Genomic DNA, 26008 nt, shown 5'->3' on the forward strand with positions numbered 1-26008 from the left:
GGTCGTGCACCGCGCGGCGGCCGTCCCCGCCACCGGCGCGGCGGGGATCGTCGACTCCACGGGGGCCGGGGACGCCTTCGCCGCGGGCTTCCTGACCGCGCTGCTCGCCGGCCGCCCCGCGCCCGCCGCCCTGGATGAGGGCTGCCGGGCCGGCGCCGCCGCGGTCGCCCGGCTCGGCGGCCGTCCCCCCTCCCGTCCCCCGGCCCTCTGACCTGCCCGCCGGCGGGCGCCGTCACCGGCCCAACGGCGGTGAAGGGGCATGGCGGGCACGGCACGGGGGCACGAGGGCATGGCAGGCGCGGCGAGAACGGCGGGCAGGGCGGCGGATCGGGGTGGCGATGAGGGCCGTGTGCGCCCCCGGGCGCCGCGCGAGCCGCTATGTTCTCCCTTGATGGCGCTAATTGATAGCCTCCGGCGTAAGCTGCACCACTAGCAACATGCGTCACACTCGGGAGGATGCGGTCAGCCGATGGACGCCGATTCAATGATCTGCCTGAGTGATCTCGTTCCGGCTCTGCGCTGGAGTCGGCCTCAGCAGATCGCCGAGGTGCTCGCCGACCCCCGGCTGCCCGGGGGATGGTGGGCGTCGGTCACCCTCAGCCGTGCCCTGGGCACGACCGGTGTCGAGTGGCTCTGCGACCGTCTCTCGCGGCTGGCCGTCAGCCGCTGGGACCACATGGCGCTGACGGACGTGCTGCCGGCCCTGCAGGTCCACGCCGGCGACCCGGCGCTGCCCGGCTGGCCCGAGCCCGCCCGGTCGGCCGTCAGCGGCATGGGCGGCATCCAGCGCCTGCGCCGGCTCAGCCCCGCCGACCTGCGCGTCCCCGCGGTCCCCGCCTCGCCCGAGGTGATCATCACCGCGCTGTTCCGCGAGGTCCTCGGCCGGATGCCGGCCGTCTCGCCGCAGGTGCCGCCGCCCGCCGGCGCGCCGGGCGCGACGCACCCCGCCCAGCGCACCGGCCCCCACCCGGTGCAGCCCGGCCCCGTTCCCGGACAGCCCGGCGGGCCCCAGCAGGGCGTCCCGCAGCCCGGACAGCCGGGCCTTCCCCCGCAGGGCGTTCCCGGGCAGCCCGGCCCGGCCCCGCAGGGTGTCCCCGGGCAGCCGGTCTTCTCCTCACAGCCGGGGCAGCCGGGGCAGCCCGCCGTGCCGTACGCCGGGCATCCCACCGGGCCGCAGGGCCGGTCGGCCGGGCCGCGCCCGGGAGCTCCCGCCGGGCCCTACTCCGGGCAGCACACCGGGCCGCACCCCACGGTGAACGGCGTGTCCCGCGCCCCGTACGCCGAACCTCCGGCGCCGCCCGCCCCCGCGACGCCTCCGCCGCCGCCGGTGTCGGACAACCCGCTGGTCCGGCTGGTGGACGCGGTGTTCCGCGAATGGACGCCCCTGGAGCGGGCCGTCGCGATAGAGCGGCTGTTCGCCGAGCAGCCGGTCAGCCTGCGCACGCTGGCCCACGAGCTGCACGTCGACCGCGACGTCCTCTCGCAGGCGCAGCGGGCCGCCGAGGAGCGGGTGCTGCAGTGGCTGCGCTCGCCGGAGTCCACGGCGGTGACCGGGCACCTGTTCCGGCTCACCGAATGGCTCGGCGTCGCCGCCACCGAGGACCAGCTCATCGGGGCCGACCCCGCGCACCCGATCGAGGTCCCCTCGCTGGGCACGCCGCTGTGGCGGGTGCTGGTGGCGCTGATGCGGGACCGCCGCCTGCAGGACGGCTGGCTGGTCGTCGGCGACCTCTCCCGGCTGCGCGAGCGGACGGCGCAGATGCTCGGCGACAAGACCTCCGGCGAGGACGCCGTCGAGATGCTGGCCCAGGTCGGCATCCGCGCGCACTCGGCCCAGGCGTGGATCGAGGCGCTGCCCAAGGCGATGACGCGGGCGCCGGAGCCGATGGCCACCACGACCAACGGGTTCGCGCCGCTCCCCCGTCGTACTCCCGGGGCCAACGGCCACCAGATGCGCGGCGGCCTGCCCATCCCGTCGGTCGCCGACAACCTGCCCGACGCCCAGACGGCTCTGGCCGCGCTGACGGCGCTGTCCGGCCCGCCCCGGCCCCACCTGGTGCCCGAGCCGCGCGCGGCCACCCAGACGCCGATTCCCGGTCCGGCGTCCGACCCGCGCCGCTGGCAGCGCATCGACGTGACCCCCGAGCACCTGCGCGGCGAGCCGGTGCCCGTGCCCGAGGGGTACGCCACCCAGCTCGGCATGCGCCCGGGCACGCTGCTGTCGGTCACCGGGCCCGGGGAGAACGCCGTGGTGCTGGTCTGGCGCGACCGCCAGCCGGTGTTCGACTCGCTCCAGCCGGTGCTGATGCGCCTCAACGCCCGGCCGGGCGACGCGGTGTACGTCACGGTGGAGGGTTACCGCCTGGACGCGCAGCTCACGTCCTGACCCGGCCGCCGGGCCGCCGGCGGGCCCGTGAGCGGGCCCGCCCGGGAGCGGTCGCGCGTCAGGCCGGGCGGTCGGCCTTGAGCACCTTGCGGTAGTAGGTTCCCGCGGACTCGTACTCCAGTGCCGCGTAGAACTCCGGCGCCCGCCGGGTCGCCAGCGCGATGTACCCGGCGTCGCGGGAGCGCGCCCAGGTCTCGAACTCCTCCAGCAGCGCCCGGCCGAGCCCGCGCCGGCGGAAGCCGTGCTGGGTCATGGCCTCCTCCACCCAGGCCACGTGGCCGTTGGCGAACAGGGTGAGGTGCACGAAGCCGAGCAGGTACCCGCGCACCGTGCCGCCCACCGTCACGACCAGGAGCAGGGCGTCGGGGTTCTCCAGCAGGCGGGGGAAGGCCGCGTCGAACGCCGATCGCTGGGGACGGAAGGACATGGCGAACTCGCGGGTGAGCCCGAAGATCTCCTCGATGTCCTTCTTCTCAGCCCTTCGCACCAGGAGATCATCAGAAGTCATGAAAAGGACTTTAGGGAGTCGATGGCGGGTTCGTCCATTCGGCGGCCTTCCGCGGGCCCCGTGACGCCTGGCGCGGGAGCGCCGCGGGGGACGAAGGGGCGGGCCGGAATCAAGCCCGGGGGTGCCGGGGGCATCAGAACGCGCGGTCCTTGCCGGGCATGGCGTACCCGAGCTGCGCCGCCAGCTCGAGCTGGTCGAAGTACAGCCGGTGACTGGCCACGGCGCCGTCCTCGATGGTGCACACCGAGCAGCAGCGGATGGCGATGGGGCGGCCGGTCGCCTCCGCCACCTCCCCCGCCGCCATGATCAGCGGCCCTTTGTGCGTGCCGGTGACCATGAACTCCAAAATGGTGCTCTCACCCGCCGTGACCAGCAAAGAGGGGGTCACCACGGAGTCGGGGAAGGCGCCGATCCAGTCGGCGTAGTAGGAGAAGATCTCGTCCAGCCCCTCGGCGATGCCTCCCGGCGCGACGGTGACCGCACGGGGCGCGTAGCACCGCGTGATCGCCTCGACGTCGTGGCTGTTGTAGGCCTCAGTCAGCCGAATCATGATTTCACTGGCCTCGGACATCGGGACGGACCTTTCTCGCGGCAGGGGCCGACGAAGGCGGCACGCGGCGGGCGCGACCGGCTCGGCGAGCCGGCCGGACGCACCCCCCGATGCCCCCATGTTGCACGATAGCGCAGGTCACAGCGCGGACACCCCCCGCAGATCAGGCCTTGACCTGCGATCTGCCCCCTACGCGGGCATGCCGAGCTGCCGGGCGATCAGCATGCGCTGCACCTCGCTGGTGCCCTCGCCGATCTCCAGGATCTTGGCGTCGCGGTAGAAGCGCCCGACCGGGAACTCGTTCATGAAGCCGTACCCGCCGAAGATCTGGGTGGCGTCGCGGGCGTTGTCCATGGCGGCGTTGGAGCTCACCAGCTTGGCGATCGCCGCCTCCTTCTTGAACGGCTCGCCCGCCAGCATCTTCTCGGCGGCGTGGTAGTAGGCCAGGCGGGCGGTGTGCGCGCGCACCTCCATGTCGGCGACCTTGAACTGGATGGCCTGGTAGCGCCCGATCTCCTGCCCGAAGGCCCGCCGCTCCTTCACATAGCGCAGGCATTCGTCGACGCAGCCCTGCGCCAGGCCCACCGACAGCGCGGCGATGGCGACGCGGCCCTCGTCCAGGGTCTGCAGGAACTGCGCGTATCCCCGGCCGCGCCCGCCGAGCAGGTTGGCCTCGGGCACCCGGCAGTCGGCGAAGGACAGCTCCCTGGTGTCGGAGGCCGACCAGCCGACCTTGGAGTACTTCTTGGACACCGTGAACCCCGGGGTGCCGGAGGGGACGATGACGGTGCTGATCTCCGGCGCCGGGCTCCCGTCGGCCCGCTCACGCCGGCCGGTGATCGCCGCCACGGCGACGAACCCGGTGATGTCGGTGCCGGAGTTGGTGATGAACGCCTTGGAGCCGTTGACCACCCATTCACCGGCGTCCAGCGCGGCGGTCGTGCGCATGCCGCCCGGCACGTCGGAGCCGCCGCCCGGCTCGGTCAGGCCGAAGGCGCCGAGCGTCTCGCCGGAGGTCAGCCGGGGCAGCCACTCCTGCTTCTGGGCGGCGGTGCCGAACCGGTAGACGGGCATGGCCCCCAGGGAGACCGCGGCCTCCAGGGTGATGGCCACCGAGGAGTCGACGCGGGCCAGTTCCTCAAGGGCCAGGCACAGGGCGAAGTAGTCGCCGCCCATGCCGCCGTACTCCTCGGGGATCGGCAGCCCGAACAGTCCCATGCGCCCCATCTGGGCGACGATGTCGTACGGGAAGGCGCAGCGCTCGTAGTAGTCGGCGATGACGGGGGCGACCACGTCCCGGGAGAACTCCTCGACGCTCTTGCGCAGCGCCTCGTACTCGTCGGTGAGCCGGTGCATGCTCTTCACTCCTGTTCTGGGGCCGGCGGCCCGGGGGGTCTCCCCGTGGCCGGCTCGGAGGGTCGCTCCGCCGGGGGTCCGGCGGCCTGGCCGGCCTCCGGCGCGCCGGCCCGCGTGGTGGCGGGCCCGGCGGCCAGGGCCTGGACGACTCGGGAGGGGCTCGGGCGGCCGAGTTCCCCGGCCAGCCACGCGCTGGTCTCCACCAGCGATGCGAGGTCGACGCCGGTCTCGACGCCGAGGCCGGACAACATCCAGACCAGGTCCTCGGTGGCCAGGTTGCCGGTGGCGCTCTCCGCGTACGGGCAGCCGCCGATGCCGCCGGCCGAGGCGTCCACGACGCTCACCCCGGCGCGCAGCGCGGCCAGGGTGTTGGCCAGGGCCTGGCCGTAGGTGTCGTGGAAGTGCACGGCGAGCCGCTCGGGGCCGACGCCCGCGTCGGCGAAGGCGCGCAGTAGGGCGCTGACGTGGCCGGGGGTGCCGACGCCGATGGTGTCACCGAGGGACAGTTGCGTGCAGCCCAGCTCCAGCAGCCGCCGGCCGTGCCGCACGACCTGCTCGATCGGCACCGGTCCCTCCCAGGGGTCCCCGAAGCACATCGACAGGTAGGCCCGGACGTCCAGCCCGCCGGCGCGGGCGCGCTCGACCACGGGGGCGAACATCGCCATCGACTCCTCCACGCTCCGGTTGAGGTTGCGCCGGGCGAAGGACTCGGTGGCACTGCCGAAGACGGCGATGTCGGTGACGCCGAGGGCGAGGGCGCGGTCCAGGCCGCGCTCGTTGGGCACCAGCACCGGGTAGCGGACGCCGGGCACGCGGTCGAGGCGTCCGAGCAGCTCCTCGGCGTCGGCGAGCTGGGGTACCCACTTGGGGTGGACGAAGCTGGTGGTCTCGATGGTGGTCAGGCCGGCCCGGGCGAGCCGGGCGACCAACTCGGCCTTGATGGCGGCCGGCAGGACGGTGTCCTCGTTCTGCAGGCCGTCCCTGGGCCCGACCTCGTAGATCGTCACCCGGGCGGGCAGTCCCTCCATGGGCGCCCGGAACGGTGCGCGCATCATGATCCCTCCTCGGCGGCCGGGGCGCCCGCCGGCTCGGCGGGCGCGGGGCGGATGACGGCGAGGACCGCGTCCATGTCGACCGGACGGCCGGCGCGCACGGCGAGTTCGGCGACGATGCCGTCGGCGGGGGCGGTGACGGTGTGCTCCATCTTCATCGCCTCGACGATCAGCAGCGGCTGCCCCTGGGTGACCTGCTCGCCGGGGACGACCTTGACCAGCAGGACGGTGCCCGGCATGGGGCTGCGCACCACCCCGTCGCCCGCGCCGCCCGGCCCGGCGCCGGCGCCGTGCTCCCCCGCCTCGTGCGGCGTGAGCGCCCAGGACCGGCCGTCGCGGCCGAGCCAGACGACGCCGCCGTCGAGGGCGCAGGCGAAGCGGGAGGTCATGCCGTCCATGGTCACCTGGACGGCGTCGCCGTCCCGCGCGAGCCGCGCTTGCACGGCCGGGCCGTCCGCGACGGCGACCTCGCATCCGCGGGCGGGCAGGCCTCGCACGCGGACGGCGGCCGTCTCGCCGCGCGCCGCGAGCAGCCAGGTCGTCCAGGCGGGCTCGCCGACGCGCCAGCCGTCGGGCACCTCCCACGGGTCGTCCCCGGCGCGCCGGGCCAGCTCGTCGTGCAGCACCAGGGCGGCCGCGGCGAGCACCTCGCCCGGCGGCGCGCCGCCCGGCACGCGGCCGCCGGCGACCTGGCCATCCGGAACGCTCTGCGTGCGGGAACCCGCCGAGACGGAGCCCTTCGCGGGGGAACCCGCCGAGATGGAGCTCACCCCGACGGCTCCGCCGCCCTGGGCGGCGTCGAGGAGGGCGCCGAGCCGCTGGTCGATCAGCCCGGTGCTCAGGCGGCCCGCGGCGACGTCGGGGTCGGCGAGCAGGGCGCGCAGGAAGGCGATGTTGGTGGTGACGCCGAGGACGGTGGTCGCGCGCAGCGCCGCGTCCAGCCGCCGCAGGGCCTCTCCCCGGTCCGGCGCCCAGGCGATGATCTTGGAGAGCATCGGGTCGTAGTCGCTGCCGACGACCGTGCCGGGCCGAAGACCGGAGTCCACGCGCACGTCGGGCCGGTCGCCGGGCTCGGCCAGGGCGAGAACCGTTCCGCCGGTGGGCAGGAAGTCGCGGGCCGGGTCCTCGGCGTACACGCGGGCCTCGACCGCGTGGCCGCGCAGCCGCACCTCCTCCTGGGCGAACGGCAGCGGCTCGCCGGCGGCGACGCGCAGTTGCAGCTCCACCAGGTCCAGGCCGGTGACCAGCTCGGTGACCGGGTGCTCCACCTGCAGGCGGGTGTTCATCTCGATGAAGTAGGCCGGGTGCCCCGGCTCGTCGCCGGCGACGATGAACTCGACGGTGCCGGCGCCGACGTACCCGACCGAGCGGGCGGCGCGCACGGCGTCCTCGCCCATCCTGCGCCGGGTCTCCTCATCCAGCAGAGGGGACGGCGCCTCCTCGATGATCTTCTGGTGCCGGCGTTGCAGGCTGCACTCGCGCTCGCCGAGGTGGACCACATTGCCGTGCGCGTCGGCGAGCACCTGGATCTCGATGTGCCGGGGCCCGGCGATGTACCGCTCGACGAGCAAGGTGGCGTCGCCGAACGCGGCGGCGGCCGTGCGGCGGGCCGATTCCAGGGCCTGCGGCAGCTCCGCGGCCGAGCGGGCGACCAGCATGCCCTTGCCGCCGCCGCCCGCCGACGGCTTGACCAGCACGGGGAAGCCGATGCGCAGGGCGGCCTCGGTAAGGTCGTCCGGCTCGGCGCCGCCCGGGACGACGGGGACCCCGGCGGCGGCCACGGTGGCCTTGGCCCTGATCTTGTCGCCCATGGCCTCGACGGCCTCCGCGGGCGGGCCGACGAAGACGACGCCCTCCTCGGCGCAGCGCCGGGCGAAGGCGGTGCTCTCGGCGAGGAACCCGTAGCCGGGGTGCACCGCCTGCGCGCCGGTGCGCCCGGCCGCCGCCAGGACCTCCTCGACGGCGAGGTAGCCCGAGGGCAGGCGGACGGCCGCGTCGGCGGCGCGGACATGCGGGGCGCCCGCGTCTGCGTCGCTGTACACCGCCACCGACCGCACGCCGAGCCGGCGCAGCGTCCGGATGACGCGCAGCGCGATCTCGCCGCGGTTGGCGACCAGAACGGTGTCGAACATCGAGGTCATGGTCACATCCGGAAGACGCCGTAGCCGATGGGGTCGAGGGGGGCGTTGGACGCCGCCGAGAGGGCCAGCCCGAGGACGGTGCGGGTGTCGGCCGGGTCGATCACGCCGTCGTCCCACAGGCGCGCGGTGGAGTAGTAGGGGTTGCCCTGCTCCTCGTACCGCTCGCGGATCGCCCGCTTGAACTCCGCCTCCTCGCCGGCGTCGCCGCCGGGCCGGACGGTCGCCAGGACGTTGGCCGCCTGTTCACCGCCCATGACCGAGATGCGGGCGTTCGGCCACATCCACAGGAAGCGCGGCCCGTAGGCCCGGCCGGCCATCGCGTAGTTGCCGGCGCCGAAGGACCCGCCGATGACGACGGTGAACTTCGGCACCCGGGCGCAGGAGACGGCGGTGACCATCTTGGCGCCGTGCTTGGCGATGCCGCCGTGCTCGTAGGCCTTGCCGACCATGAAGCCGCTGATGTTCTGCAGGAACACCAGCGGGATGGCGCGCTGGTCGCACAGCTCGATGAAGTGGGCGCCCTTGAGCGCCGACTCGGCGAACAGGATGCCGTTGTTGGCCACGATGCCCACCGGGTGGCCGTGGACGTGCGCGAAGCCGGTGACCAGCGTGGGGCCGTACTCGGCCTTGAACTCGAGGAACCGGCTGCCGTCGACGACGCGGGCGATCACCTCGCGGACGTCGTAGGGGGTGCGGGTGTCGGCGGGCACGATGCCGTAGAGGTCGCGGGGGTCGTGCGCCGGCTCCTCCGCCCGCTCCCGCTCCCAGGGGGCCGGGCCGGCCGGGCGCAGGGTGGCGACGATGTCGCGGACGATGGCGAGCGCGTGGGAGTCGTCGTCGGCGAGGTGGTCGGTGACCCCGCTGACCCGGGAGTGCACCTCGCCGCCGCCGAGCTCCTCGGCGGTGACCTCCTCGCCGGTGGCGGCCTTCACCAGCGGCGGCCCGCCGAGGAAGATCGTTCCCTGGCCGCGCACGATGACGGCCTCGTCGCTCATGGCCGGAACGTACGCGCCGCCGGCGGTGCAGGAGCCGAGGACGGCGGCGATCTGCGGGATGCCGCGCCGGGACATGGTCGCCTGGTTGTAGAAGATGCGCCCGAAGTGCTCGCGGTCGGGGAACACCTCGTCCTGCAGGGGCAGGAACGCGCCGCCGGAGTCGACGAGGTAGACGCACGGCAGGTGGTTGTGGAGGGCGACCTCCTGGGCGCGCAGGTGCTTCTTGACGGTGATCGGGTAGTAGGTGCCGCCCTTGACGGTGGCGTCGTTGGCGACGATCACGCACTCGCGGCCGGAGACCCGTCCGACGCCGGTGATGATGCCCGCCGCCGGCGCCTCGTCTCCGTACAGGCCGGTGGCGGCGAGCGGGGACAGCTCCAGGAAGCGGGAGCCGGGGTCGAGCAGCGTGCCGACGCGGTCGCGCGGCAGCAGCTTCCCGCGCTCGACGTGCCGGGCCCGGGACCGCTCGGGACCGCCCAGGGCCGCGACGGCCAGGCGCTCGCGCAGCTCGGCGGCCAGTCGCTCGTTGACCTCCGCGTTGCGCTTGAACTCCTCGCCGCCCGGACCCGCCGTCGTCCGGAGCACAGGGGCCATGGTCGCACGCACCTCCCTGGGTTAACGTCCGCTAACACCGCCTCGGATGTTAGTCACCATTAACTGATTCGTCTACCATTGCGCTTTATGACCGCTGTGCCGAGTCCTACCCGCGTTCCGAGCCCTCGCCGCAGGGAAATCCTCGACGCGGCGGCCGCGCTCTTCGCGGCCCGGGGCTTCCACGGGGTGTCGATCGAGGAGATCGGCGGGGCGGTCGGCATCTCGGGGCCGGCGCTCTACCGCCACTTCAGCGGCAAGGAGTCGCTGCTGGCCGAGATGCTGCTGGACATCAGCGAGCGGCTGCGCACCTCGGCCGTGGAACGCGCCACCCGGGCCGCCGACGGGCGAGAGGCCCTGGACGCCCTGCTCAGCGGGCAGATCGAGTTCGCGCTCGACCATCCGGCGCTGATCACCGTGCACGACCGCGAGCTCGGCAACGTCCCCGAGCCCGAAAGGCGCCGCATCCGGCGGCTGCAGCGGCTCTACGTCGAGGAGTGGGTGACGGTGCTGAGCGAGCTGTACCCCCGGGTGCCGCCGCCGCGGCTGCGCGCAGCCACGCACGCGGTGTTCGGGCTGCTGAACTCCACCCCGCACAGCGCCGGGGAACTGCCCCGCGACGCCATGGCCGCCCTCCTGCACGACATGGCCCGCGCCGCCCTGGCCGGCCTCGTTAACGGGCGCTAACTCCCACCCGGCCGGCGGTCCCGCCTCGCCGCCATACGCCCGCCCTACACGGCGCGTCGTAACCTCCCCCATGTCCGAATTAGGGCTTGTCTCGTCAACTATCTAGATATATCGTTAACATATCTCGATAGTTGGAAGATCGGTGAGATGGACGCTTGGAACTTCGCGGGTTCCCGGAGCCTGCCCGACGGGCCGCACTTCCCGCCGCGGGTGCGGCGCGGCGACGTACGGGCCGCCCTGCTGTCCCTGCTGGGCGAGGGGGCCCGAAACGGGTACCAGATGATCCAGGAGATCCAGCACCGCAGCCAGGGAGTCTGGCGGCCGAGCCCCGGATCGGTGTACCCCGCCCTGCAGCAGCTGGAGGACGAGGGGCTGATCACCGGCGAGGAGTCCGGCGGCAGCCGCACCTACGCCCTGACCGAGGACGGACGCCGGCACCTTTCCGCCCGCGCTCTCGGCGATCCCTGGTCGGAGGTGGCGCGGACGCTGCCCGAGGACATGATGGAACTGCGGATGCTGTGGGGGCGGCTCGGCGAGGCGTTCGGCCAGCTCGCCCAGGTCGCCAGCCCCCGGCAGGTGGCGGCGGCGCGCGAGCTGCTCAAGAGCACCAGGCGGTCGATGTTCGCGATCCTCGCCGACGACGGTGACGAGGAGGAGACGGAACGATGACGACAAGCGAGGAGCCCGCCGTCGCCGTACGCGGGCTGCGCAAGAGTTACGGCGACTTCGAGGCCGTGAAGGGCGTCGACTTCGAGGTGCGGCCCGGCGAGGTGTTCGGGTTCCTCGGGCCGAACGGCGCCGGCAAGACCACCACGATCAGCATGCTGTGCACGCTGGCCCGCCCGACCGGCGGACAGGCGTCGGTGGCCGGGCACGACGTGGTCAGGGAGCGCGACGAGGTCCGGCGCAACATCGGGCTGGTCTTCCAGGACCCGACGCTGGACGGCTACCTGACGGCCGAGCAGAACCTGCGCTTCCACGCCGAGCTGTACGGGGTGCCGCGCGAGGCGGTCGCCGAGCGCATCAGGCAGGTCATGGAGATGGTCGCGCTCTGGGACCGCAAGGACGCCAAGGTCAACACCTTCTCCGGCGGCATGAAGCGCCGCCTGGAGATCGCCCGCGGCCTGCTGCACTCCCCCCGGGTGCTGTTCCTGGACGAGCCGACCGTCGGGCTTGACCCGCAGACCCGCTCGGCCATCTGGGGCTACATCAACCGGCTGCGGCGCACCGAGGACATCACCATCTTCATGACCACGCACTACATGGACGAGGCGGAGTACTGCGACCGCATCGCGATCATCGACCACGGCGAGATCGTCGTGGTCGACTCCCCCGAGGCGCTCAAGGCCAGCGTCGGCAAGGACCGCGTCCAGATCCACACCGCCGACGACGAGCTCGCGATCACCTCGCTCAAGGAGCGCTTCGAGCTGGACGCCGCCCTGCGGGAGGGCGTGGTGACCTTCGCCGTCGCCTCCGGCGAGGCGTTCGTGCCCCGCCTGTTCGCCGAGCTGGGCGTGCCGATCCGCTCGGTCAACGTGTCGCGGCCCTCGCTCGACGACGTCTTCATGAACTACACCGGCTCCACGATCCGCGACGCCGAGGCCGAGGGCGGCGGCGCGTCGACGTGGATGCGCGCGATGGCGAGGAGGTAACCGATGACCACAGGCGTCACCGCTCCCGGAGTGGTCCGCGTGCGCGTCCCCGGACGCAGCGTGCGGCACGACCTGCGCGCGGTCAGGATCGTCCTGCACCGCGAGATGCTGCGGTTCGTCAACGACCGCACCCGCATGGTGTCCACGCTCGTGCAGCCCGTGCTGTGGCTGTTCGTCATGGGCACCGGCCTCAGCACGCTGGTCTCGCGGGGACCGGGCGAAGGGGTCGACTTCCGCACCTTCATCTACCCCGGCGTGATCGCGATGACGGTGATCACGACGGCGATGTTCTCGGCCGGTTCCATCGTGTGGGACCGCGAGTTCGGCTTCCTGCGCGAGATGCTGGTCGCCCCGGTGAGCCGCGCGTCCATCGTGATCGGCAAGTGCCTGGGCGGCGGCATCGTGGCGACCGCGCAGGGCGTCATCATCCTGGCCCTCGCGGGCCTGGTGCACGTCCCCTACTCCCCCGCGCTGATCCTCACCCTGCTCGGCGAGATGTTCCTGGCCTCCTTCACCATCACCGCGTTCGGCGTGAGCCTGGCCGCCCGGATGAAAAATATGCAGTCGTTTTTTGGGATCATGCAGATGGCGATCATGCCGATGATCTTCCTGTCCGGCGCGATGTTCCCTCTCGCCAACCTGCCGGCGTGGCTGGCCGTGCTCACCAAGATCAACCCGTTGACGTACGCGGTCGACCCGATGCGCCACGCCGTCTTCAGCCACCTGAACGTGAGCCCCCGGGCCGTCGAGGCGCTCAACCCCGGCGTCCACTGGTTCGGCTGGCGGGTCACCACCGGAGTCGAGCTCGCGATCGTCGCGCTGATGGGCGTCGCGCTGCTCGGCGTCGCCATCGCCCAGTTCCGCCGCACGGACTGATCTCACGGACCGACCGCACGGACCGACCGCGCGGATCGACCGCACGCACTCCGGGCGGCAGGCGGGACGCGGACGGCCCGGGAGCAGGGCTCCCGGGCCGTCGTCATCTCAGATGATCGCCGTCTCCCGGCGATCGCCGTCGCGGGCGATCACCGTTTCCGGCGATCGCCCCGACCGCTGGTGCTACCGCTTCACCTTCACGTAGTCGGCCTTGCTGGTCGACGACTTGGTGTCATCGCCGCCCTTGAAGACGACCTTCCAGTAGCCGGAGTGCCAGGCCTTCACCTTGGTTGAGAAGGCGCCGGCGCCGTTGGTGCCGACCGTCTTGACGTACTCCCACTTGGAGTGGTGGGCCCGCTTGAAGTACAGCGCGACCTTCGTGTGGTCATAAGCCGTCCAGTGGTCGCCGTCCCAGACCTGCAGCGTGCCCCGGTTGGTGAGGTACCTGCCGTACTTCACCGGCTCGGGCGAGGCGTTGAAGCGGACGACCCGCGTGGCGGCCGGCTTGACGACCTTGTGCACCGTGACGTGCTCGGGACGGCTGCTCGTCCCCCGAACGCCGGGGGCGCCGTCGAACGCGGCGCGGAACCAGCCCGACTCGACCGCCTCCGTGCTGATCCAGAACCGGCCGCCGCGGTCGGTCCAGTCGTGCCCGACGACCTTCCAGCGGCGGGAGCCGTCGGCCTTGAACAGCAGGTCGACCTTCTTGCCCCGGGAGCCGTCCCAGCCGCTCGCACGCTCGACCGACAGGCGCCCGCGGGCCACCAGCCGGTCACCCTCGTCGGCCGGGTCGGGTCCGATGCGGAAGTCCGAGAGGTGGGTGTGCCAGATCTGCAGGACGCGGAAGCTCTCGCTCGCCGTCCCGGTTCCGACGACGCTGGTCGCCTTGGCCGTGACGCTCCACCTGCCGGAGGCGTCCGACCGGGTGAACGTGCGGGTGCCCTGCCACTTCTGCTTGCCGTCGCTGTCGCCGACCTTCTTGGCCTCGACGTCGACGGTCGACCCGTCGGGCCGCTTCAGCGTGAAGCCGCCCGTGGTGGCCCCGTCGACCAGGAAGCTGAAGGTCACCGCCTTTCCGTCCTTGTCGTACACGACGACCGTGCTCGGGCTCACGTCCACCGAGGTCACGGTGGGCGCGGCCTGTGCCGTCGCCGAGGCCGGCGTGGACACCAGAGCGAGGGCTCCGGCGCCCAACGCCATCGTCACGACGATGGCGCGGATGCGTTGTAACACGGGGATCCGTCCTTCCCGTTGCCTTAACGCGGCTTGAGGGTGCCACGTCATTTCCTCTAGGTAGACGGCCGGGAGGTGGCAGTGGTTGGTCGATCTGACAAACTGTCAGTAATACCGGTCAAATGGACCGATCCACTCGGACACCGGACCAGTCTCGGCAAGCCACGGGACGCGGCCCGGTTCATGGCGACATAATCGGCCTTGTGGCCCGCGACACAGTAGAGACGCACTTCATCGAGTCGGTCGCCGCGATGGTCCCCGGAAACCGCCGCGATCCGGGCCTGCCCGTGCGGGCCGGCACGACGCTCACCGGCGCCGTGTGCCGCGACCTGTTCGAGATCCAGCTCGCCAGCCGGATGCTGGACATCGCCGCCCGCTGGCTCCGCGAGCAGGGCGAGGGCTTCTACACCATCGGCTCGGCCGGGCACGAGGGCAACGCCGCGGTCGCGGCCGCCCTGCGCGTCACCGACCCCGCGCTGCTGCACTACCGCTCCGGGGCGTTCTACCTCACCCGGTCCGCGCAGGCCGGCCGCCTGGCCGAAGAAGGGCTGCGCGACGTGCTGCTCGGGCTGACCGCCGCCGCCGAGGAGCCCATCGCCGGCGGGCGCCACAAGGTGTTCGGCCACCCCGGCCTGGCCGTCATCCCCCAGACCTCGACCATCGCCAGCCACCTGCCCCGGGCGGTCGGCGTGGCCTTCGCCATCGAACGGGCCCGCAAGCTCGGCGTCGCCGGCTCCCCCTGGCCCGCCGGGTCGGTCGCGGTGTGCAGCTTCGGCGACGCCTCCGCCAACCACGCCAGCGCCCTGACCGGGTTCAACACCGCCGCGTACTGCGCCTACCAGGGGCTGCCGCTGCCCATCCTGTTCGTCTGCGAGGACAACGGCATCGGCATCAGCGTCCGCACCCCCGGCGGCTGGGTCGAGGCGGCCGGCCACCCGCTGATTCCGCGCTTCACCGCCGACGGCTGCGACCTGCCGGACGCCTACGACGCCGCCCGGCAGGCCGTCGAGCACGTGCGCGCCCACCGGTCCCCGGCCTACCTGCACCTTCGCACCGTGCGCCTGATGGGGCACGCCGGCTCCGACGTCGAGTCCGCCTACCGCACGCCCCGCGAGCTCGCCGCCGACCTCGCCCGCGACCCGCTGGTCGCCACCGCGCGGCTGCTGGTGCAGGCCGGTCTGGCCACGCCCGACGACCTGGCCGCGCGCTACGAGTCGCTGCGCGAGCACGTGCTGAAGCTCGCCCTCGAATGCACCCGCCGGCCCCGGCTGGGCTCCGCGCACGAGGTGATGGAGCCGCTCGCGCCCCGCCACCCCGCCCAGGTGGCGGCCGGGGCGGCGCGGCCCGCCGCCGACCGCGGGCCCCTGTTCGGCGACGCCCCGCCCGAGCGCGAGGGCCCGCTGACGCTCGCCCAGGCCATCAACCGCACGCTCGCCGACCTGATGGGCGCCCACCCCGAGGTCATGCTGTTCGGCGAGGACATCGCCCGCAAGGGAGGGGTGTACGGGGTGACGCGGGGGCTGCTCAAGCGGTTCGGCGCGGGCCGGGTGTTCGACACCCTGCTCGACGAGCAGTCCATCCTCGGGCTGGCCCTGGGCTCGGCGACCTCCGGGCTGCTGCCCATCCCCGAGATCCAGTACCTGGCCTACCTGCACAACGCGCTGGACCAGTTGCGGGGCGAGGCGGCCACGCTGCGGTTCTTCTCCCAGGGGGCCTACCGCAACCCGATGGTCGTGCGCGTCGCCGGGTACTCCTACCAGAAGGGGTTCGGCGGCCACTTCCACAACGACAACTCCGTCGCGGCGCTGCGCGACATCCCGGGCCTGGTCGTCGCCTCGCCCGCCCGGCCGGACGACGCGGCGGCGATGCTGCGCACCTGCGTCGCCGCGGCCCTGGCCGACGGCGAGGTGTCGGTGTTCCTCGAGCCGATCGCGCTGTACAACACCCGCGACCTGATGGACGACGGCGACAACGGCTGGCTGTCGGCGTACGTCCCGCCCTCGCGGTGGGCCGAGACCCACGTGCCGATCGGGCGGGGCCGCTCCTACGGCGACGGCCGCGACCTCACCATCGTGACCTTCGGCAACGGCCTGCGCATGAGCCTGCGCGTGGCGATCCGGCTCACCGCCGAGGGGTACGGCTGCCGCGTGCTCGACCTGCGGTGGCTGTCGCCGCTGCCGGTGGAGGACCTGCTGCGCGCGGCCGACCTGACCGGCAGGGTGCTGATCGCCGACGAGACGCGCGCTTCGGGCGGGGTCTCCGAAGGGGTGCTCGCCGCGCTCGCCGACGCCGGCTACACCGGCCGGGTCGCCCGGGTGACCTCGCGCGATAGTTTCGTCCCGCTCGGCGACGCCGCCGCCCACGTGCTGCTGTCCGAGCACGACATCGAAGGCGCCGCCCGCAAGCTCCTCGGCTGACGACCGCGCCGCGGGGACATGGCGCTCCGCCGGCGGGCCGCGGCTCAGGGTGGCGACTCAGGGTGGCGACTCAGGGTGGCGACTCAGGGGTGGCGGCCGGTGAGGGCGAGGGTGCGGGTCTGCGGGTCGGCGTCGGCGGGCACCGGCACGGGCTCGTCGAACATGCCACTGCCGGCGAGCGCGTCCTTCATCGGCAGCAGGTGCTCGTAGGCCGCGCTCATCACCCCCGGGTCCACCCGGTCGTCGGCGCCGAGGGCGCGGGCCAGGTCCCAGGCGTGGACGGCGAGGTCGGCGGTCAGCTCCATGCAGTAGTGCCGGGCGCTCACCGTCCCGTAGGACAGGTGGACGTCCCGGTCGAGCGCGCCGGGCTCGGCCAGCGCCCGCTGCGCGGCGACGGAGGCGTCGGTCCAGCGGGCCACGGGGTCCTCGCCGAGCCGGTCGCCGGCGAAGCGGTCCCCCACACCGGCCACCGTCTCCCCGGCCAGCAGCGGCGGCACCCACAACTGCTCGACCACCAGATGGTTCACCAGGTCGCGGACGGTCCACTCCGAGCACGGGGTCGGAGCCTCCCACATGTCGCCCTCGACCATCCCCACCCGGAGCCCGAACTCGTCCATCGCGATGGCGTGCAGTTCCAGCAGGCGTTCCTCCATACGCGGGGACCTACCCCGAATGCGCGGGTCGTCCCTCCCGGTCCGGCCGGATCGCGGCGCGGGCGGTCAGAGCCGGTCGCGGCGCGGGCGGTCAGAGCCAGTCGCGGCGCTTGAAGACCAGGTAGAGGGTGGCGCAGACCGCCCCCATGAGAGCGACGGCGAACGGATAGCCGTACACCCAGCCGAGCTCGGGCATATGGGTGAAGTTCATCCCGTAGATCGTGCCGACGAGGGTGGGCGCGAACAGGATGGCCGCCCAGGAGGAGATCTTCTTGACCTCTTCGCTCTGCGCGTAGCTGGCCTGGGTGACGTTCTTCATCTCCTCGTTCTGCGCCTGGCTGACCAGGGTGGAGTTCACGATGAGGATGTCCTGCAGCATCTGGCGGAAGTTGTCCACCCGCTCCACGACGGTGATGGCGTGGTCGGCCACGTCGCGCAGGTAGCGCTGCAGCTCGCCGTCGACGCCGTACTTCGGCGAGCCGGCGATGAGGTTGCTCAGCATGTCCAGCAGCGGCCGGGTCGCCCGCTGGAACTCGATGACCTCGCGCGACAGGGCGTAGATGCGCCGCGGCGCCGCCGGGTCGCCGCCGAAGACCTGCACCTCGATCTCGTCGATGTCCTTCTGCAGGCCGGCCACGACCGGCGCGTACCCGTCCACCACCGCGTCGAGGATCGCGTACAGCACCGCCTGCGGGCCCTGGCGAAGCAGGTCGGGGTCGTTCTCCATCCGGCGCCGCACCTTGCTCAGGTCGGGGGCCTCGCTGTGGCGCACGGTGAGCACGAAGTCGCCGCCGACGAACACGTGCAGCTCGCCGAACTCGACCTTCTCCGGCGAGTCGAGGTACTGCGCGGCCCGCAGCACCAGGAACAGCGTGTCGCCGTACCGGTCGGCCTTGGGCCGCTGGTGGGCGACGATGGCGTCCTCGACCGCCAGCTCGTGCAGGCCGAACTCCTCGGCGGCCTTGAGGATCTCCGAGCCGGCCGGCCGGTACAGGCCGATCCACGCCATGCTGCCCGGCCGGGCGCGCAGGGCCGTCACCGCCTCGGCCAGGGACGGCGGGGTGTCCACCCGCTTGCCGTCGACGTAGACGGCGTTGTCGATGACGCTCCGCTGCGCGGCCGGAGAGTCGTTCTCCTTCGGCCGGGGATCCATCGAATGCTCCGGGGCGACCTCGTGGTCGCCTCCCCGCACGACCGGCACGCGCATCAGATCCCTCAGCCCGCGCACACGACGATCCGACATCGGACACCTCCCCTGGACGCTCGGGGCGGTCGCGGACCTACGACCGGGTCGACTCGCCCGTGTCAGACCTTAACCCGATATGAGTGACCCATTTCGCAGGTACTCGTCGAGCCGGTGGCGCGCCCTGTCGCGGACCCTGCGGCGCAGCGCCGGAGCCCAGCCGACGAGCACGCCGGTGGGCCTGCCCAGCGCCAGCGTCGACCAGTGGCGAAAGTCGAAGTCGTCGTGATGGCGGACGATCAGCCCGTCCTCGAACCGGAACTGCGCGCTCACCTGGTTGACCACCTGCCTGCCGTTGCGCCGCAGGACGTAGCGGGCCGACCAGCTCGCGCCGCCCGAGTGGTCGTCGGCCGTGATGTCCCAGGCGGCGACCCTGAGGTCGGTGACGGAGGCGAGGAGCATGCTCCACATGCCGACGACCTGGTCGCGGCCCTCCAGTTCGAGGAAGACCGGGTCGCCGAAGCTGATTTCCGGGTGGTAACACCGTCCCAGGGCGTCGGTGTCGCCGCGCGCGAAGGCGTCGAAGAAGCCGCGGATCACCTGCTGGTGCTCGGCGGGTCCCGTCGCCGGTGTACGGGAGTAGGGCACTGCTCCAGCTTAGAGGGCTTTTCCCGAACGCCGATGCCGTTACGCCGGCATCCTCCAAAAGCCGGTCGTCGATGACACCGAGCGCATCAGCGCGGGCCCCCGGCACCCCCGACCCCATGGCCCACCCCGCCGCCTCCCCACCTCCGCGGCTCACCCCGCCCCCTCCCGTCCCGCGCGAAGCTCCACCTAGTGCGATGACCGCATATGTTCACCGGACGCGACTCTCCACCCGACCACCCGCCACACTGATCAGTACGTGCCCACATACGTTCGTCGGCCGCGGCTCTCCACCCGGGCCACGTGCCGCAGTGATCGGCGCCGGGTCGGCGGGTCGTGGTACGGCGATGCCGGCGCCTGCTACGGCGCCCGACCGCCGCCGCGTACCGTGCCGTCGGCCGGCGGGGATGCGGATCACCCAAGTCGAATCTTGTTCTGGCGGGACAGTGCGCGTGCTGTCGGCGGACATGCAAGGCTATGTCCGCGCGTTCTCGCGCGCGGCCGCCGGTGGCCTGGTCGATGGAGGTGGACCCTGCAGACGTTCAGCGCTCTCTGGGCACGGCTGACCACCGTGCAGCCGGTCCCGCCCATGTGGATCGCCGCTCTGGCCGCGCTCGTCGCCTTCGGCGTGGTCGTGTACCCCACGTCGTGGCACATCTCCAGAGGCCTGATCACGATCGCGCACGAGGGAGGGCACGCGCTGGTGGCCGTGCTCACCCGGCGCAAGCTCCAGGGCATCCGCCTGCATTCCGACACCTCCGGGGTCACGCTGACCCGGGGCCGTCCCACCGGGCCGGGGATGATCTTTACGGCCGCCGCCGGGTACGTCGCCCCCTCGCTGCTCGGGCTGGCCGCCGCGTGGCTCACCGCCCTCGGGTACATCACGATCCTGCTCTGGACCATCATGCTGCTGCTGGCCAGCATGCTGCTGATGATCCGCAACGTCTTCGGCGTGGTGTCCCTCCTGACGATCGGCGGAGCGGTCTTCGCGCTTTCCTGGTTCGCCCCGGCGCACATCCAGGCGGTCGGCGCACAGCTCGTCGCGTGGTTCCTGCTGATCGGCGGCGTACGGCCCATCCTCGAACTGCGGAGCAAGCGCCGGCGCGGCCGGGCGCCCGACTCCGACGCCGACCAGCTCGCGCGACTCACCCCGTTCCCGGGCGGCTTCTTCGTCTTCCTGTTCCTGCTGGTCTCCGGCGCGGCCCTGGTCATCGGCAGCTACCTGCTCACCCCTCTGGAGATCCTGGACCTGCTCAACGCCACCTGACGAGCGAAGATCACCAGCGGGCCGGGGCGCCGGTCACCGCCGCGTCAGGATGGGACGGCTGTCGCCAGGGTCGAGCCGAAGCGCTGTTTGGTGACCTTGAGCTGGGCGGGCACGCGGGCACGCAGCTCGCCGACGTGGCTGACGATGCCGACCGCCCGGCCGCCGTCGCGCAGCTCGTCCAGGATGTCGAGGACACCGTCGAGCGTCTCGTCGTCCAGGGTGCCGAACCCTTCGTCGATGAAGAGCGTGCCGAGCTCCACCCCGCCCGCCTCCGCGGTAACCACGTCGGCCAGCGCGAGGGCCAGTGCCAGCGAGGTCATGAACGCCTCACCGCCGGACAGCGTCACCGGGTCACGGTCGGCGCCCGTCCAGCCGTCCAGGACGCGCAGGCCGAGCCCGCCGCCGGAGCGCTTGCGGTCGGCCGCCGACTTGCGCACGTCGAACAGCAGGCTGTAACGGCCACCGGACATGTGGTCGAGCCGCTCGTTGGCGGCGTCCACGACCTGGCGCAGCCGCTCGCCGAGGACGAACGACGACAGGCGCATGTCGAGCCTGTTGTCGGAGGAGGTGCCGACGGCCAGCTCTGCCAGGCGCTTGGCCAGGCGGTAACGCTCCTCGGCGGGACGCCATTCGGCCAGGGCGGCTTCCAGCGTCGCGGTGAGCGCCAGCAGCTCGTCGTGCCGTCCTTCGGCCTGGTCGCGCGCGGAGGTGCGCGAGGCGTGCTCGCGTTCGGCGCGTTCGAAGCCGTCGGTGAGGGCGGGCAGATCAGGAGCGGGCGCGGCCGCCGCGGCCGCCAGCTCAGGGTCGGCCAGGAGCCTGGTCACGGCGGCGCGTTCGGCGTCCAGCTCCCGCAACCGCGCGGCCATGGACTCCAGGCTCGCCGCCGGGCGCGTGGCCGCCCGCACGTCGGCGAGGCTCGCGAAGTCGGCGTCCGCGGCGGCGCTCTCGGCGCGTGCCACCGCGGCGTCCCGTTCGGCGCTTTCGGTGAGGGCGGCGCGAGCGGTCTCCACGGCGTCCCGCAGCAGCTCGGCCTCGTCTGCGAGCCGGTCGACGCGGGCGGCGAGCGTGGCGTCCTCGCCCTTGGCCTCGGCCAGCCGGGCCGCCAGCCGCTCGGCGTCGGCGGCCGCGGTCTTCCCGGCCGCGCGCTCCGCGGCGATCTCAAGCCCGAGGCGCGTGAGGCTCTCACCGAGCTTGGCGAGCTGCTCCTCGACACCGGTCAGCTCTTCGACCAGCGCGGCCTCCCCCTCGGCCGCCTCCCGCAGCCGAGTCAGCGCCGCCTCGGCCTCGCGCAACATCTCCTCGGCCGCGACCGCGCTCATCTCGCCTTCGGCCGGCGCACCCTCGCCGGCGCGTTCGGACCGGGCGCGGGAGACGGCGGCGCGGGCCTCGGTGCAGGCGGTGGCCGTCTCGGCGACGCCTGCGGCGGCCTGGACGGCGGCGGCCAGTAGTGCGGTCTCGGTGGTGACGCGGTCGCGACGGGCGCCCACGCTGTCGTCGCCGCCGCGCGCGGCGGCGAGGAGCTCCCCGAGACGGTCGAGCTCGCGTCGCAGCCCGGCCTGGTCGGCGCGCCGCTCGGCGATCATGACGTCGAGCTCGCGGGCCCGGCCGGTGACCGCGTCCAGCTCGTCCTGGAGGCCACGGACCCGCGCCTCGATGGCGGGCACCTGACCGGCGATCGACTCCAGACGGACCAGTTCGGCATCGGCCTCGTCGCGCGCCGCCAGCGCCGCGCCGGCCGTCCGTCCGCCGGCGCGGAGGGTGGCGTCCTGGAGCCGCGCGGACAGCACCGCGGCCCTGCCCTCGGCCGCCTGGCGGGTCTCCTGCGCGGCGTCGGACAGCGCCTGGGCCGCCTGCTCGTCGTCGAGCGTCGGCGTGGACAGGGCCGGCGACGCGGGCGCGGGATGGTCGGCGGAGCCGCACACCGCGCACGGCTCACCGGGGACCAGGCCGCGCGCCAACTCGGCCGCCATGCCGTCGATGCGGGCCTGCCTGATCTGCTGGAGACGGTCGCGCAGCTCCTGCGCCTCGTCGGTGGCCCGGCGCCGCTCGCCCTCGGCGGCCTCCAGCTCGGCCGTGAGCGCGTCGCGGCGCGACGCCTGCTCCAGCACGACCGCGGCGGCCTGGCAGGCGGAAGCGGCCGCCGGAACCAGCGCCGCCTCGGCCTGGGCCTCGGCGAGCCGTCCCGACGCCTCTTCCAGGCGGCCGGGAAGCCCGGCCCGCGCGTCGGCCAGGGCCGCCTCGCGCTCGGCCAGCTCGGCGAGCACCCCGTCGAGGGCGCGCAGCGCGGCGCGGGTCTCCTCGAACCGGGCCTCGTCGGCCCGGCGGAGCTCCAGCCCGGCCAGCTCGTCGCGGTGCGCCCGTTCGAGCGCGGCGAGCCGGTCGCGCAGATCGCGCGCGACCACTTCCACCGCGGCCGCGCCCTCCGCGAACTCCGTCGAGGAGATCGCCCCCCGCGCCACCTCCTCCAGCGGCCCCGCCCAAGCCTGGGCCGCCCCAAGAGGCACTCCTCCAGCCGACGGGTCGACCCCGGCATCGACCCCGGCGTCGGCATCGACCCCGGCGTCGGCGTCGACCCCGGCCCCGGTGTCGGTGTCGGTGTCAGCGGCTCCGGATGTCGTCCGCCGCGTCTGTTCCACCGGTGGGCCGGCGCCGGCCTCCCCCGATCGGGAGCCGGCGACAAGGGCGGCCGGCAGGGCGGCGAGGGCATCCAGCAGGTCGCGCGCGGCGGCGGCGAGCCGCCCGGCGAGGACGTCGCGGCGGCGGACGGCCGCGAGGTCGCCGGTGGCGGCGGCCACGGCGGCGCGGGCCCCGGGCAGGCCGGAGGCGGCCAGGCGGGCCTGCGCCAGACGCTCACCGGTCCGGCGGCGCAGCTCGGGCAGCGCGGCGAGCCGTTCGGCCGTCTCGGCCTCCTGCGCCGTGAGGTGCGCGAGCCGCCTGCCGGACGCGGCGAGCTGCTCACGCAGGCCGGCGAGCCGGGCCTCCTCGGGACGAAGCTCCTCCAACCGGACGATCTCGTCGCGACGAGCGCGCGCCAGCTCGGCCAGCCGTTCGGGACCATCCGGTCGGGGCGGGCGCGCCTGCCCATCGCCCGGCTGGGGCGGACGTGTCTGTCCGATGCCCGTGTGCGTCGCGTCCTGGTCTTCCGTACCTGTATGCGGAGTGCCCGCACGATCGTGGCTCGTATCAGAGTGGCCGGTGCCGTTGTGATCGGTGCCGTTGTGATCGGTGCCGTCAGGGCCGGTGGAGGGGCGACGCGTGAGGGGAAGGGCGCGGGCCAGCGCGTCCGCGGCCAGGCCCTCGGCCTTGGCGGCGGCCTCCGCTCGCTGCTCGGCCTGCTGGACCAGCGGCAGCACGGCCTCGGCACGGGCGGCGTCGGCGAGGATGGACGCGAGGTCGGAGCGCTCGTCGGCGGTGCGGTCGAGGCCGTCGCGGCGGGCCACCGCCTCGGCGTGGGCGCGCTGCCGCTGGGCCAGTTCGCGTGCCGCCTCGAACGCGGCGCGCGAGGACCGCAGCGCCGCCTCGCTCGCCACCTGCGTACCCGCCTCGGTGACGTACGCCTCATGCGCCATCGCGAGCAGCGCCCGCGCCCACTCCAGCGGCTCCTCCCGGGGATCGGGAGCCGCCGCCGCGTCGGGGATGACGGCCGCCAGGAGGGCGGGGCCGGCTGCGCCGCGCATCTGGTCGACGACCGAGTCGACGCGCTGGCGCAGTTCCTGGCGTTCCTGGCCGGCGGTGGTGCGGTGGTCGGCCAGCCACCGCTCGACCTCGCTGTAGATCTTCACCGAGAAGAGCTTCTCGAGGAGCTTGCGGCGTTCGTCGCCGTCGGCGCGCAGGAACCGGGCGAAGTCGCCCTGAGGGAGCATCGCGACCTGGCAGAACTGGTCGGCGTTCATGCCGAGCAGCCCGCCGATCAGCTCGCCGGTCTCGTCGGCGCGCCCGGACAGGAACACGCGCTCGCCGGAGGGCAGGACCTCTTCGAGCAGGACCTTGGCCTTCTCTTCGATGAACCCCTCGCCACGCAGCTTGGGACGGTGCCAGACGGGCGAGCGGGTGAGGCGGAACCTCCTGCCCCGCAGCGTGACGTCCAGCTCGACCTTGGGGCCGCGGTCGGCCGGGGCGTGGTCGCAGCGCAGGCGGCGGGCGCTGTTGCGCTGGCCGGGCACCTGGCCGTAGAGGGCGTAGCAGACGGCGTCGAGCACGGTGGTCTTGCCCGCGCCCGTCGGGCCGTGGACCAGGAACAGCCCCGCCTCGCCGAGGGCGTCGAAGTCGACCTCCTCCTGCCCGGGGAAGGAGCCGAAGGCGGTCAGCCGCAATCGGTGCAACCTCATCGCGCGTCCCCCTCTCCCCAGGCAGTGCCGCCGCCCGTCCCCGCTTGATCGTATGCGGGCAGATCGCGTGCACCCTGACGTCGGCTGACCGACGAGCGCGCGCCCGTACGCCGCATGACCGCCGGGCCGTCGATCACCGTCACCGCCGATCGCGTGTCCGGGTGCCACCCGGCCGCGGGGACGCCCATCTCCATGAAGGACGGTCGCGGGCCGGTGATCGGCATGCCGGTAGGGACGTTGATCCGGGTCACCGGGGGTCGCGGGGGCGTACGCAGGGTGACCGAGGGCGGCATGGGGGCGGCGGCCGCCCTGGGGAGGAGGGTCACGCGAGGGCCTCCTTGGCGCGGCATGCCTCGACGGCCTCGCGCAGCAGGCGGCGTTCGCCGTCGTCGGCCGGCTCGCCGCGCACCTCGCGGACGAAGTCGAGCGCCACCTCGATCTCGGGCCGGCCCGCGAGCCGGGGCGCGCGGGGCGCGGCCTGCGGGGCGTCCTCGGGGTCGAAGGACAGGGCCAGCGTGTGGGGGAAGCGCCGGCGGAGGTTCTCCATGGCGCTCTTGGGCCGCACCGGGTCGGTGAGGGTGACCTGCAGCCAGTGGCCCTCCAACGCCGACCAGCGCTCTGAGGTGAGCAGATCGGCCAGCCGGCCGCTGACGCGGGCGATCGGCCGCGGCACGGGGGCGGGGACGAACTCGGCGCCCCGGAACCCGCCGGGCCCGATGTCGACCAGCCAGGACCCCTTCACCTGCGTGGCCTCGGAGAAGGAGTAGGCGATCGGGGAGCCGGAGTAGCGGACCGACTCGCTCATGCGCTGCCGGCCGTGCAGGTGGCCGAGGGCGACGTAGTCGACGCCGTCGAAGGCGGCGACCGGAACGTGCGCGACGCCGCCCACGCTGATGTCGCGCTCGCTGTCGCTGCCCTTGCCGCCGGTGACGAAGGCGTGGGCGAGCACCACCGAGGGCATGCCGCGCCCGGCCAGGTCGTCGCGGACCAGGCCCATGGCGTGCTCGAGAGCGGCCGAGTGGCTGCGCTCGGGCAGGGCCCACGGCGCGCGGACGGCCTCGGGCTCGAGGTAGGGGATGGCGTAGAAGGCCACATCGCCGACGATGACCGGCTCGCCGACGCGGGCGGGATCGGTGCGCAGGTGCACCCCGGAGGCGTCCATCAGGTCGGCGCCGAAGCCGAGCCGGCGCGCGGAGTCGTGGTTGCCGCTGATCAGGACGGTGTGGACGTTCTCGGCGACGAGCCGGCGCAGGGTCTCGTTGCACAGCGCGACGGCGTCGACCGAGGGGAGCGCGCGGTCGTACACGTCACCGGCGACGGCCACCACGTCGACGCGCTCCGACCTGATCGTCTCCACCAGGTGGTCGACGAAGGCGGCCTGGGCCTCGAGCAGGCTCTCGCGGTGGAAGGCCCGGCCCAGGTGCCAGTCGGAGGTGTGCAGGACACGCATGTCGCAGGAAGCTAACAGGTCCCACCGACAAAGGTGGC

Annotated in this window: 20 protein-coding genes; 8 read left to right on the forward strand and 12 right to left on the reverse strand. The window is 73.5% G+C overall.

Translation table 11 applies throughout. The features are described from left to right. Both ABZU32_RS29405 and ABZU32_RS29410 read left to right on the forward strand, forming a co-directional pair. Positions 1-211 (forward strand): PfkB family carbohydrate kinase (locus ABZU32_RS29405; protein ID WP_354927068.1); only part of this gene is annotated, 211 nt, incomplete at its 5' end. A 258-nt stretch (positions 212-469) separates the two neighbouring features. Beyond that, entirely contained in the window at positions 470-2386 is a 1917-nt protein-coding gene (locus ABZU32_RS29410) for a hypothetical protein (RefSeq protein WP_354927070.1), read from the forward strand. A 58-nt stretch (positions 2387-2444) separates the two neighbouring features. Here the strand turns inward: ABZU32_RS29410 and ABZU32_RS29415 are convergent, their stop codons facing one another. The 6 genes from ABZU32_RS29415 to ABZU32_RS29440 all read right to left on the reverse strand — a co-directional run bounded on the left by ABZU32_RS29415 (position 2445) and on the right by ABZU32_RS29440 (position 9582). Beyond that, positions 2445-2894 (reverse strand): GNAT family N-acetyltransferase, encoded by a 450-nt coding sequence (locus ABZU32_RS29415; RefSeq protein ID WP_354839439.1) that lies wholly within the window; start codon positions 2892-2894, stop codon positions 2445-2447. 133 nt (positions 2895-3027) lie between these two features. Continuing rightward, positions 3028-3444, reverse strand: coding sequence for a nuclear transport factor 2 family protein (locus ABZU32_RS29420; RefSeq protein WP_354839437.1), 417 nt, complete (start codon positions 3442-3444; stop codon positions 3028-3030). Positions 3445-3633: 189 nt separating this feature from the next. Next, positions 3634-4800 (reverse strand): acyl-CoA dehydrogenase family protein, encoded by a 1167-nt coding sequence (locus tag ABZU32_RS29425; protein WP_354927072.1) that lies wholly within the window; start codon positions 4798-4800, stop codon positions 3634-3636. Between the two features lie 5 nt (positions 4801-4805). After that, positions 4806-5855 (reverse strand): hydroxymethylglutaryl-CoA lyase, encoded by a 1050-nt coding sequence (locus ABZU32_RS29430; RefSeq protein WP_354927074.1) that lies wholly within the window; start codon positions 5853-5855, stop codon positions 4806-4808. After that, positions 5852-7984, reverse strand: a complete 2133-nt coding sequence (locus tag ABZU32_RS29435) for a biotin carboxylase N-terminal domain-containing protein (protein WP_354927076.1) — start codon at positions 7982-7984, stop codon at positions 5852-5854. Before ABZU32_RS29435 ends, ABZU32_RS29430 begins: the two co-directional genes overlap by 4 nt. An 11-nt stretch (positions 7985-7995) precedes the next feature. Continuing rightward, positions 7996-9582 carry a carboxyl transferase domain-containing protein gene (locus ABZU32_RS29440; protein WP_354927078.1) on the reverse strand — a complete coding sequence of 529 codons (1587 nt, stop codon included), beginning with the start codon at positions 9580-9582 and terminating at the stop codon, positions 7996-7998. Between the two features lie 87 nt (positions 9583-9669). Here ABZU32_RS29440 and ABZU32_RS29445 point away from each other — a divergent pair, with 87 nt between their 5' ends. From ABZU32_RS29445 to ABZU32_RS29460, 4 genes are all read left to right on the forward strand, one after another. Further along, on the forward strand, positions 9670-10266 hold the full coding sequence (locus ABZU32_RS29445) for a TetR/AcrR family transcriptional regulator (protein ID WP_354839422.1): 597 nt from the start codon (positions 9670-9672) through the stop codon (positions 10264-10266). Between the two features lie 147 nt (positions 10267-10413). Beyond that, entirely contained in the window at positions 10414-10935 is a 522-nt protein-coding gene (locus ABZU32_RS29450) for a PadR family transcriptional regulator (RefSeq protein WP_354927080.1), read from the forward strand. Next, the gene (locus tag ABZU32_RS29455; protein WP_354839417.1) at positions 10932-11918 is read left to right on the forward strand and encodes an ATP-binding cassette domain-containing protein; all 987 of its coding nucleotides are present in this window, start codon (positions 10932-10934) and stop codon (positions 11916-11918) included. The genes ABZU32_RS29450 and ABZU32_RS29455 overlap by 4 nt, the downstream gene beginning before the upstream one ends. A 3-nt stretch (positions 11919-11921) precedes the next feature. Beyond that, positions 11922-12794 (forward strand): ABC transporter permease, encoded by an 873-nt coding sequence (locus ABZU32_RS29460; RefSeq protein ID WP_354839415.1) that lies wholly within the window; start codon positions 11922-11924, stop codon positions 12792-12794. A 183-nt stretch (positions 12795-12977) separates the two neighbouring features. Here the strand turns inward: ABZU32_RS29460 and ABZU32_RS29465 are convergent, their stop codons facing one another. Continuing rightward, on the reverse strand, positions 12978-14027 hold the full coding sequence (locus ABZU32_RS29465) for a hypothetical protein (protein ID WP_354839412.1): 1050 nt from the start codon (positions 14025-14027) through the stop codon (positions 12978-12980). A gap of 203 nt (positions 14028-14230) precedes the next feature. On the opposite strand from ABZU32_RS29465, the gene ABZU32_RS29470 reads away from it, so the two are divergent. Beyond that, positions 14231-16444 carry a thiamine pyrophosphate-dependent enzyme gene (locus ABZU32_RS29470; protein ID WP_354927082.1) on the forward strand — a complete coding sequence of 738 codons (2214 nt, stop codon included), beginning with the start codon at positions 14231-14233 and terminating at the stop codon, positions 16442-16444. Between the two features lie 83 nt (positions 16445-16527). Here the strand turns inward: ABZU32_RS29470 and ABZU32_RS29475 are convergent, their stop codons facing one another. From ABZU32_RS29475 to ABZU32_RS29485, 3 genes are all read right to left on the reverse strand, one after another. Beyond that, positions 16528-17097, reverse strand: coding sequence for a TIGR03086 family metal-binding protein (locus tag ABZU32_RS29475; RefSeq protein ID WP_354927084.1), 570 nt, complete (start codon positions 17095-17097; stop codon positions 16528-16530). Between the two features lie 91 nt (positions 17098-17188). After that, positions 17189-18340: a magnesium and cobalt transport protein CorA gene (locus ABZU32_RS29480; RefSeq protein WP_354927086.1), complete on the reverse strand. Its 1152-nt coding sequence runs from the start codon at positions 18338-18340 to the stop codon at positions 17189-17191. Between the two features lie 69 nt (positions 18341-18409). Then, on the reverse strand, positions 18410-18928 hold the full coding sequence (locus ABZU32_RS29485; protein ID WP_354927088.1) for a nuclear transport factor 2 family protein: 519 nt from the start codon (positions 18926-18928) through the stop codon (positions 18410-18412). 586 nt (positions 18929-19514) lie between these two features. On the opposite strand from ABZU32_RS29485, the gene ABZU32_RS29490 reads away from it, so the two are divergent. Continuing rightward, a complete protein-coding gene (locus ABZU32_RS29490) occupies positions 19515-20192 on the forward strand; it encodes a M50 family metallopeptidase (protein WP_354927193.1) in 678 nt (225 codons plus the stop codon). A gap of 44 nt (positions 20193-20236) precedes the next feature. Here ABZU32_RS29490 and ABZU32_RS29495 read toward each other — a convergent pair whose 3' ends face one another. Beyond that, the gene (locus ABZU32_RS29495; RefSeq protein WP_354927090.1) at positions 20237-24520 is read right to left on the reverse strand and encodes an AAA family ATPase; all 4284 of its coding nucleotides are present in this window, start codon (positions 24518-24520) and stop codon (positions 20237-20239) included. Between the two features lie 322 nt (positions 24521-24842). Then, positions 24843-25970, reverse strand: a complete 1128-nt coding sequence (locus tag ABZU32_RS29500) for an exonuclease SbcCD subunit D (RefSeq protein WP_354927092.1) — start codon at positions 25968-25970, stop codon at positions 24843-24845. Between the last annotated feature and the right edge of the window lie 38 nt (positions 25971-26008).

It is taken from the genome of Sphaerisporangium sp. NPDC005288 (genome assembly GCF_040607475.1).
Classification (GTDB): domain Bacteria; phylum Actinomycetota; class Actinomycetes; order Streptosporangiales; family Streptosporangiaceae; genus Sphaerisporangium; species Sphaerisporangium rhizosphaerae.

What these genes read in the sequence shown, in the direction of transcription:
- ABZU32_RS29410 (WP_354927070.1), top strand. Translation starts at nt 470, where the DNA reads ATGGACGCCGATTCAATGATCTGCCTGAGTGATCTCGTTCCGGCTCTG.
- ABZU32_RS29415 (WP_354839439.1), bottom strand. Translation starts at nt 2,894, where the DNA reads ATGACTTCTGATGATCTCCTGGTGCGAAGGGCTGAGAAGAAGGACATC.
- ABZU32_RS29420 (WP_354839437.1), bottom strand. Translation starts at nt 3,444, where the DNA reads ATGATTCGGCTGACTGAGGCCTACAACAGCCACGACGTCGAGGCGATC.
- ABZU32_RS29425 (WP_354927072.1), bottom strand. Translation starts at nt 4,800, where the DNA reads ATGCACCGGCTCACCGACGAGTACGAGGCGCTGCGCAAGAGCGTCGAG.
- ABZU32_RS29430 (WP_354927074.1), bottom strand. Translation starts at nt 5,855, where the DNA reads ATGATGCGCGCACCGTTCCGGGCGCCCATGGAGGGACTGCCCGCCCGG.
- ABZU32_RS29435 (WP_354927076.1), bottom strand. Translation starts at nt 7,984, where the DNA reads ATGTTCGACACCGTTCTGGTCGCCAACCGCGGCGAGATCGCGCTGCGC.
- ABZU32_RS29440 (WP_354927078.1), bottom strand. Translation starts at nt 9,582, where the DNA reads ATGGCCCCTGTGCTCCGGACGACGGCGGGTCCGGGCGGCGAGGAGTTC.
- ABZU32_RS29445 (WP_354839422.1), top strand. Translation starts at nt 9,670, where the DNA reads ATGACCGCTGTGCCGAGTCCTACCCGCGTTCCGAGCCCTCGCCGCAGG.
- ABZU32_RS29450 (WP_354927080.1), top strand. Translation starts at nt 10,414, where the DNA reads ATGGACGCTTGGAACTTCGCGGGTTCCCGGAGCCTGCCCGACGGGCCG.
- ABZU32_RS29455 (WP_354839417.1), top strand. Translation starts at nt 10,932, where the DNA reads ATGACGACAAGCGAGGAGCCCGCCGTCGCCGTACGCGGGCTGCGCAAG.
- ABZU32_RS29460 (WP_354839415.1), top strand. Translation starts at nt 11,922, where the DNA reads ATGACCACAGGCGTCACCGCTCCCGGAGTGGTCCGCGTGCGCGTCCCC.
- ABZU32_RS29475 (WP_354927084.1), bottom strand. Translation starts at nt 17,097, where the DNA reads ATGGAGGAACGCCTGCTGGAACTGCACGCCATCGCGATGGACGAGTTC.
- ABZU32_RS29480 (WP_354927086.1), bottom strand. Translation starts at nt 18,340, where the DNA reads ATGTCGGATCGTCGTGTGCGCGGGCTGAGGGATCTGATGCGCGTGCCG.
- ABZU32_RS29490 (WP_354927193.1), top strand. Translation starts at nt 19,515, where the DNA reads ATGTGGATCGCCGCTCTGGCCGCGCTCGTCGCCTTCGGCGTGGTCGTG.
- ABZU32_RS29495 (WP_354927090.1), bottom strand. Translation starts at nt 24,520, where the DNA reads ATGAGGTTGCACCGATTGCGGCTGACCGCCTTCGGCTCCTTCCCCGGG.
- ABZU32_RS29500 (WP_354927092.1), bottom strand. Translation starts at nt 25,970, where the DNA reads ATGCGTGTCCTGCACACCTCCGACTGGCACCTGGGCCGGGCCTTCCAC.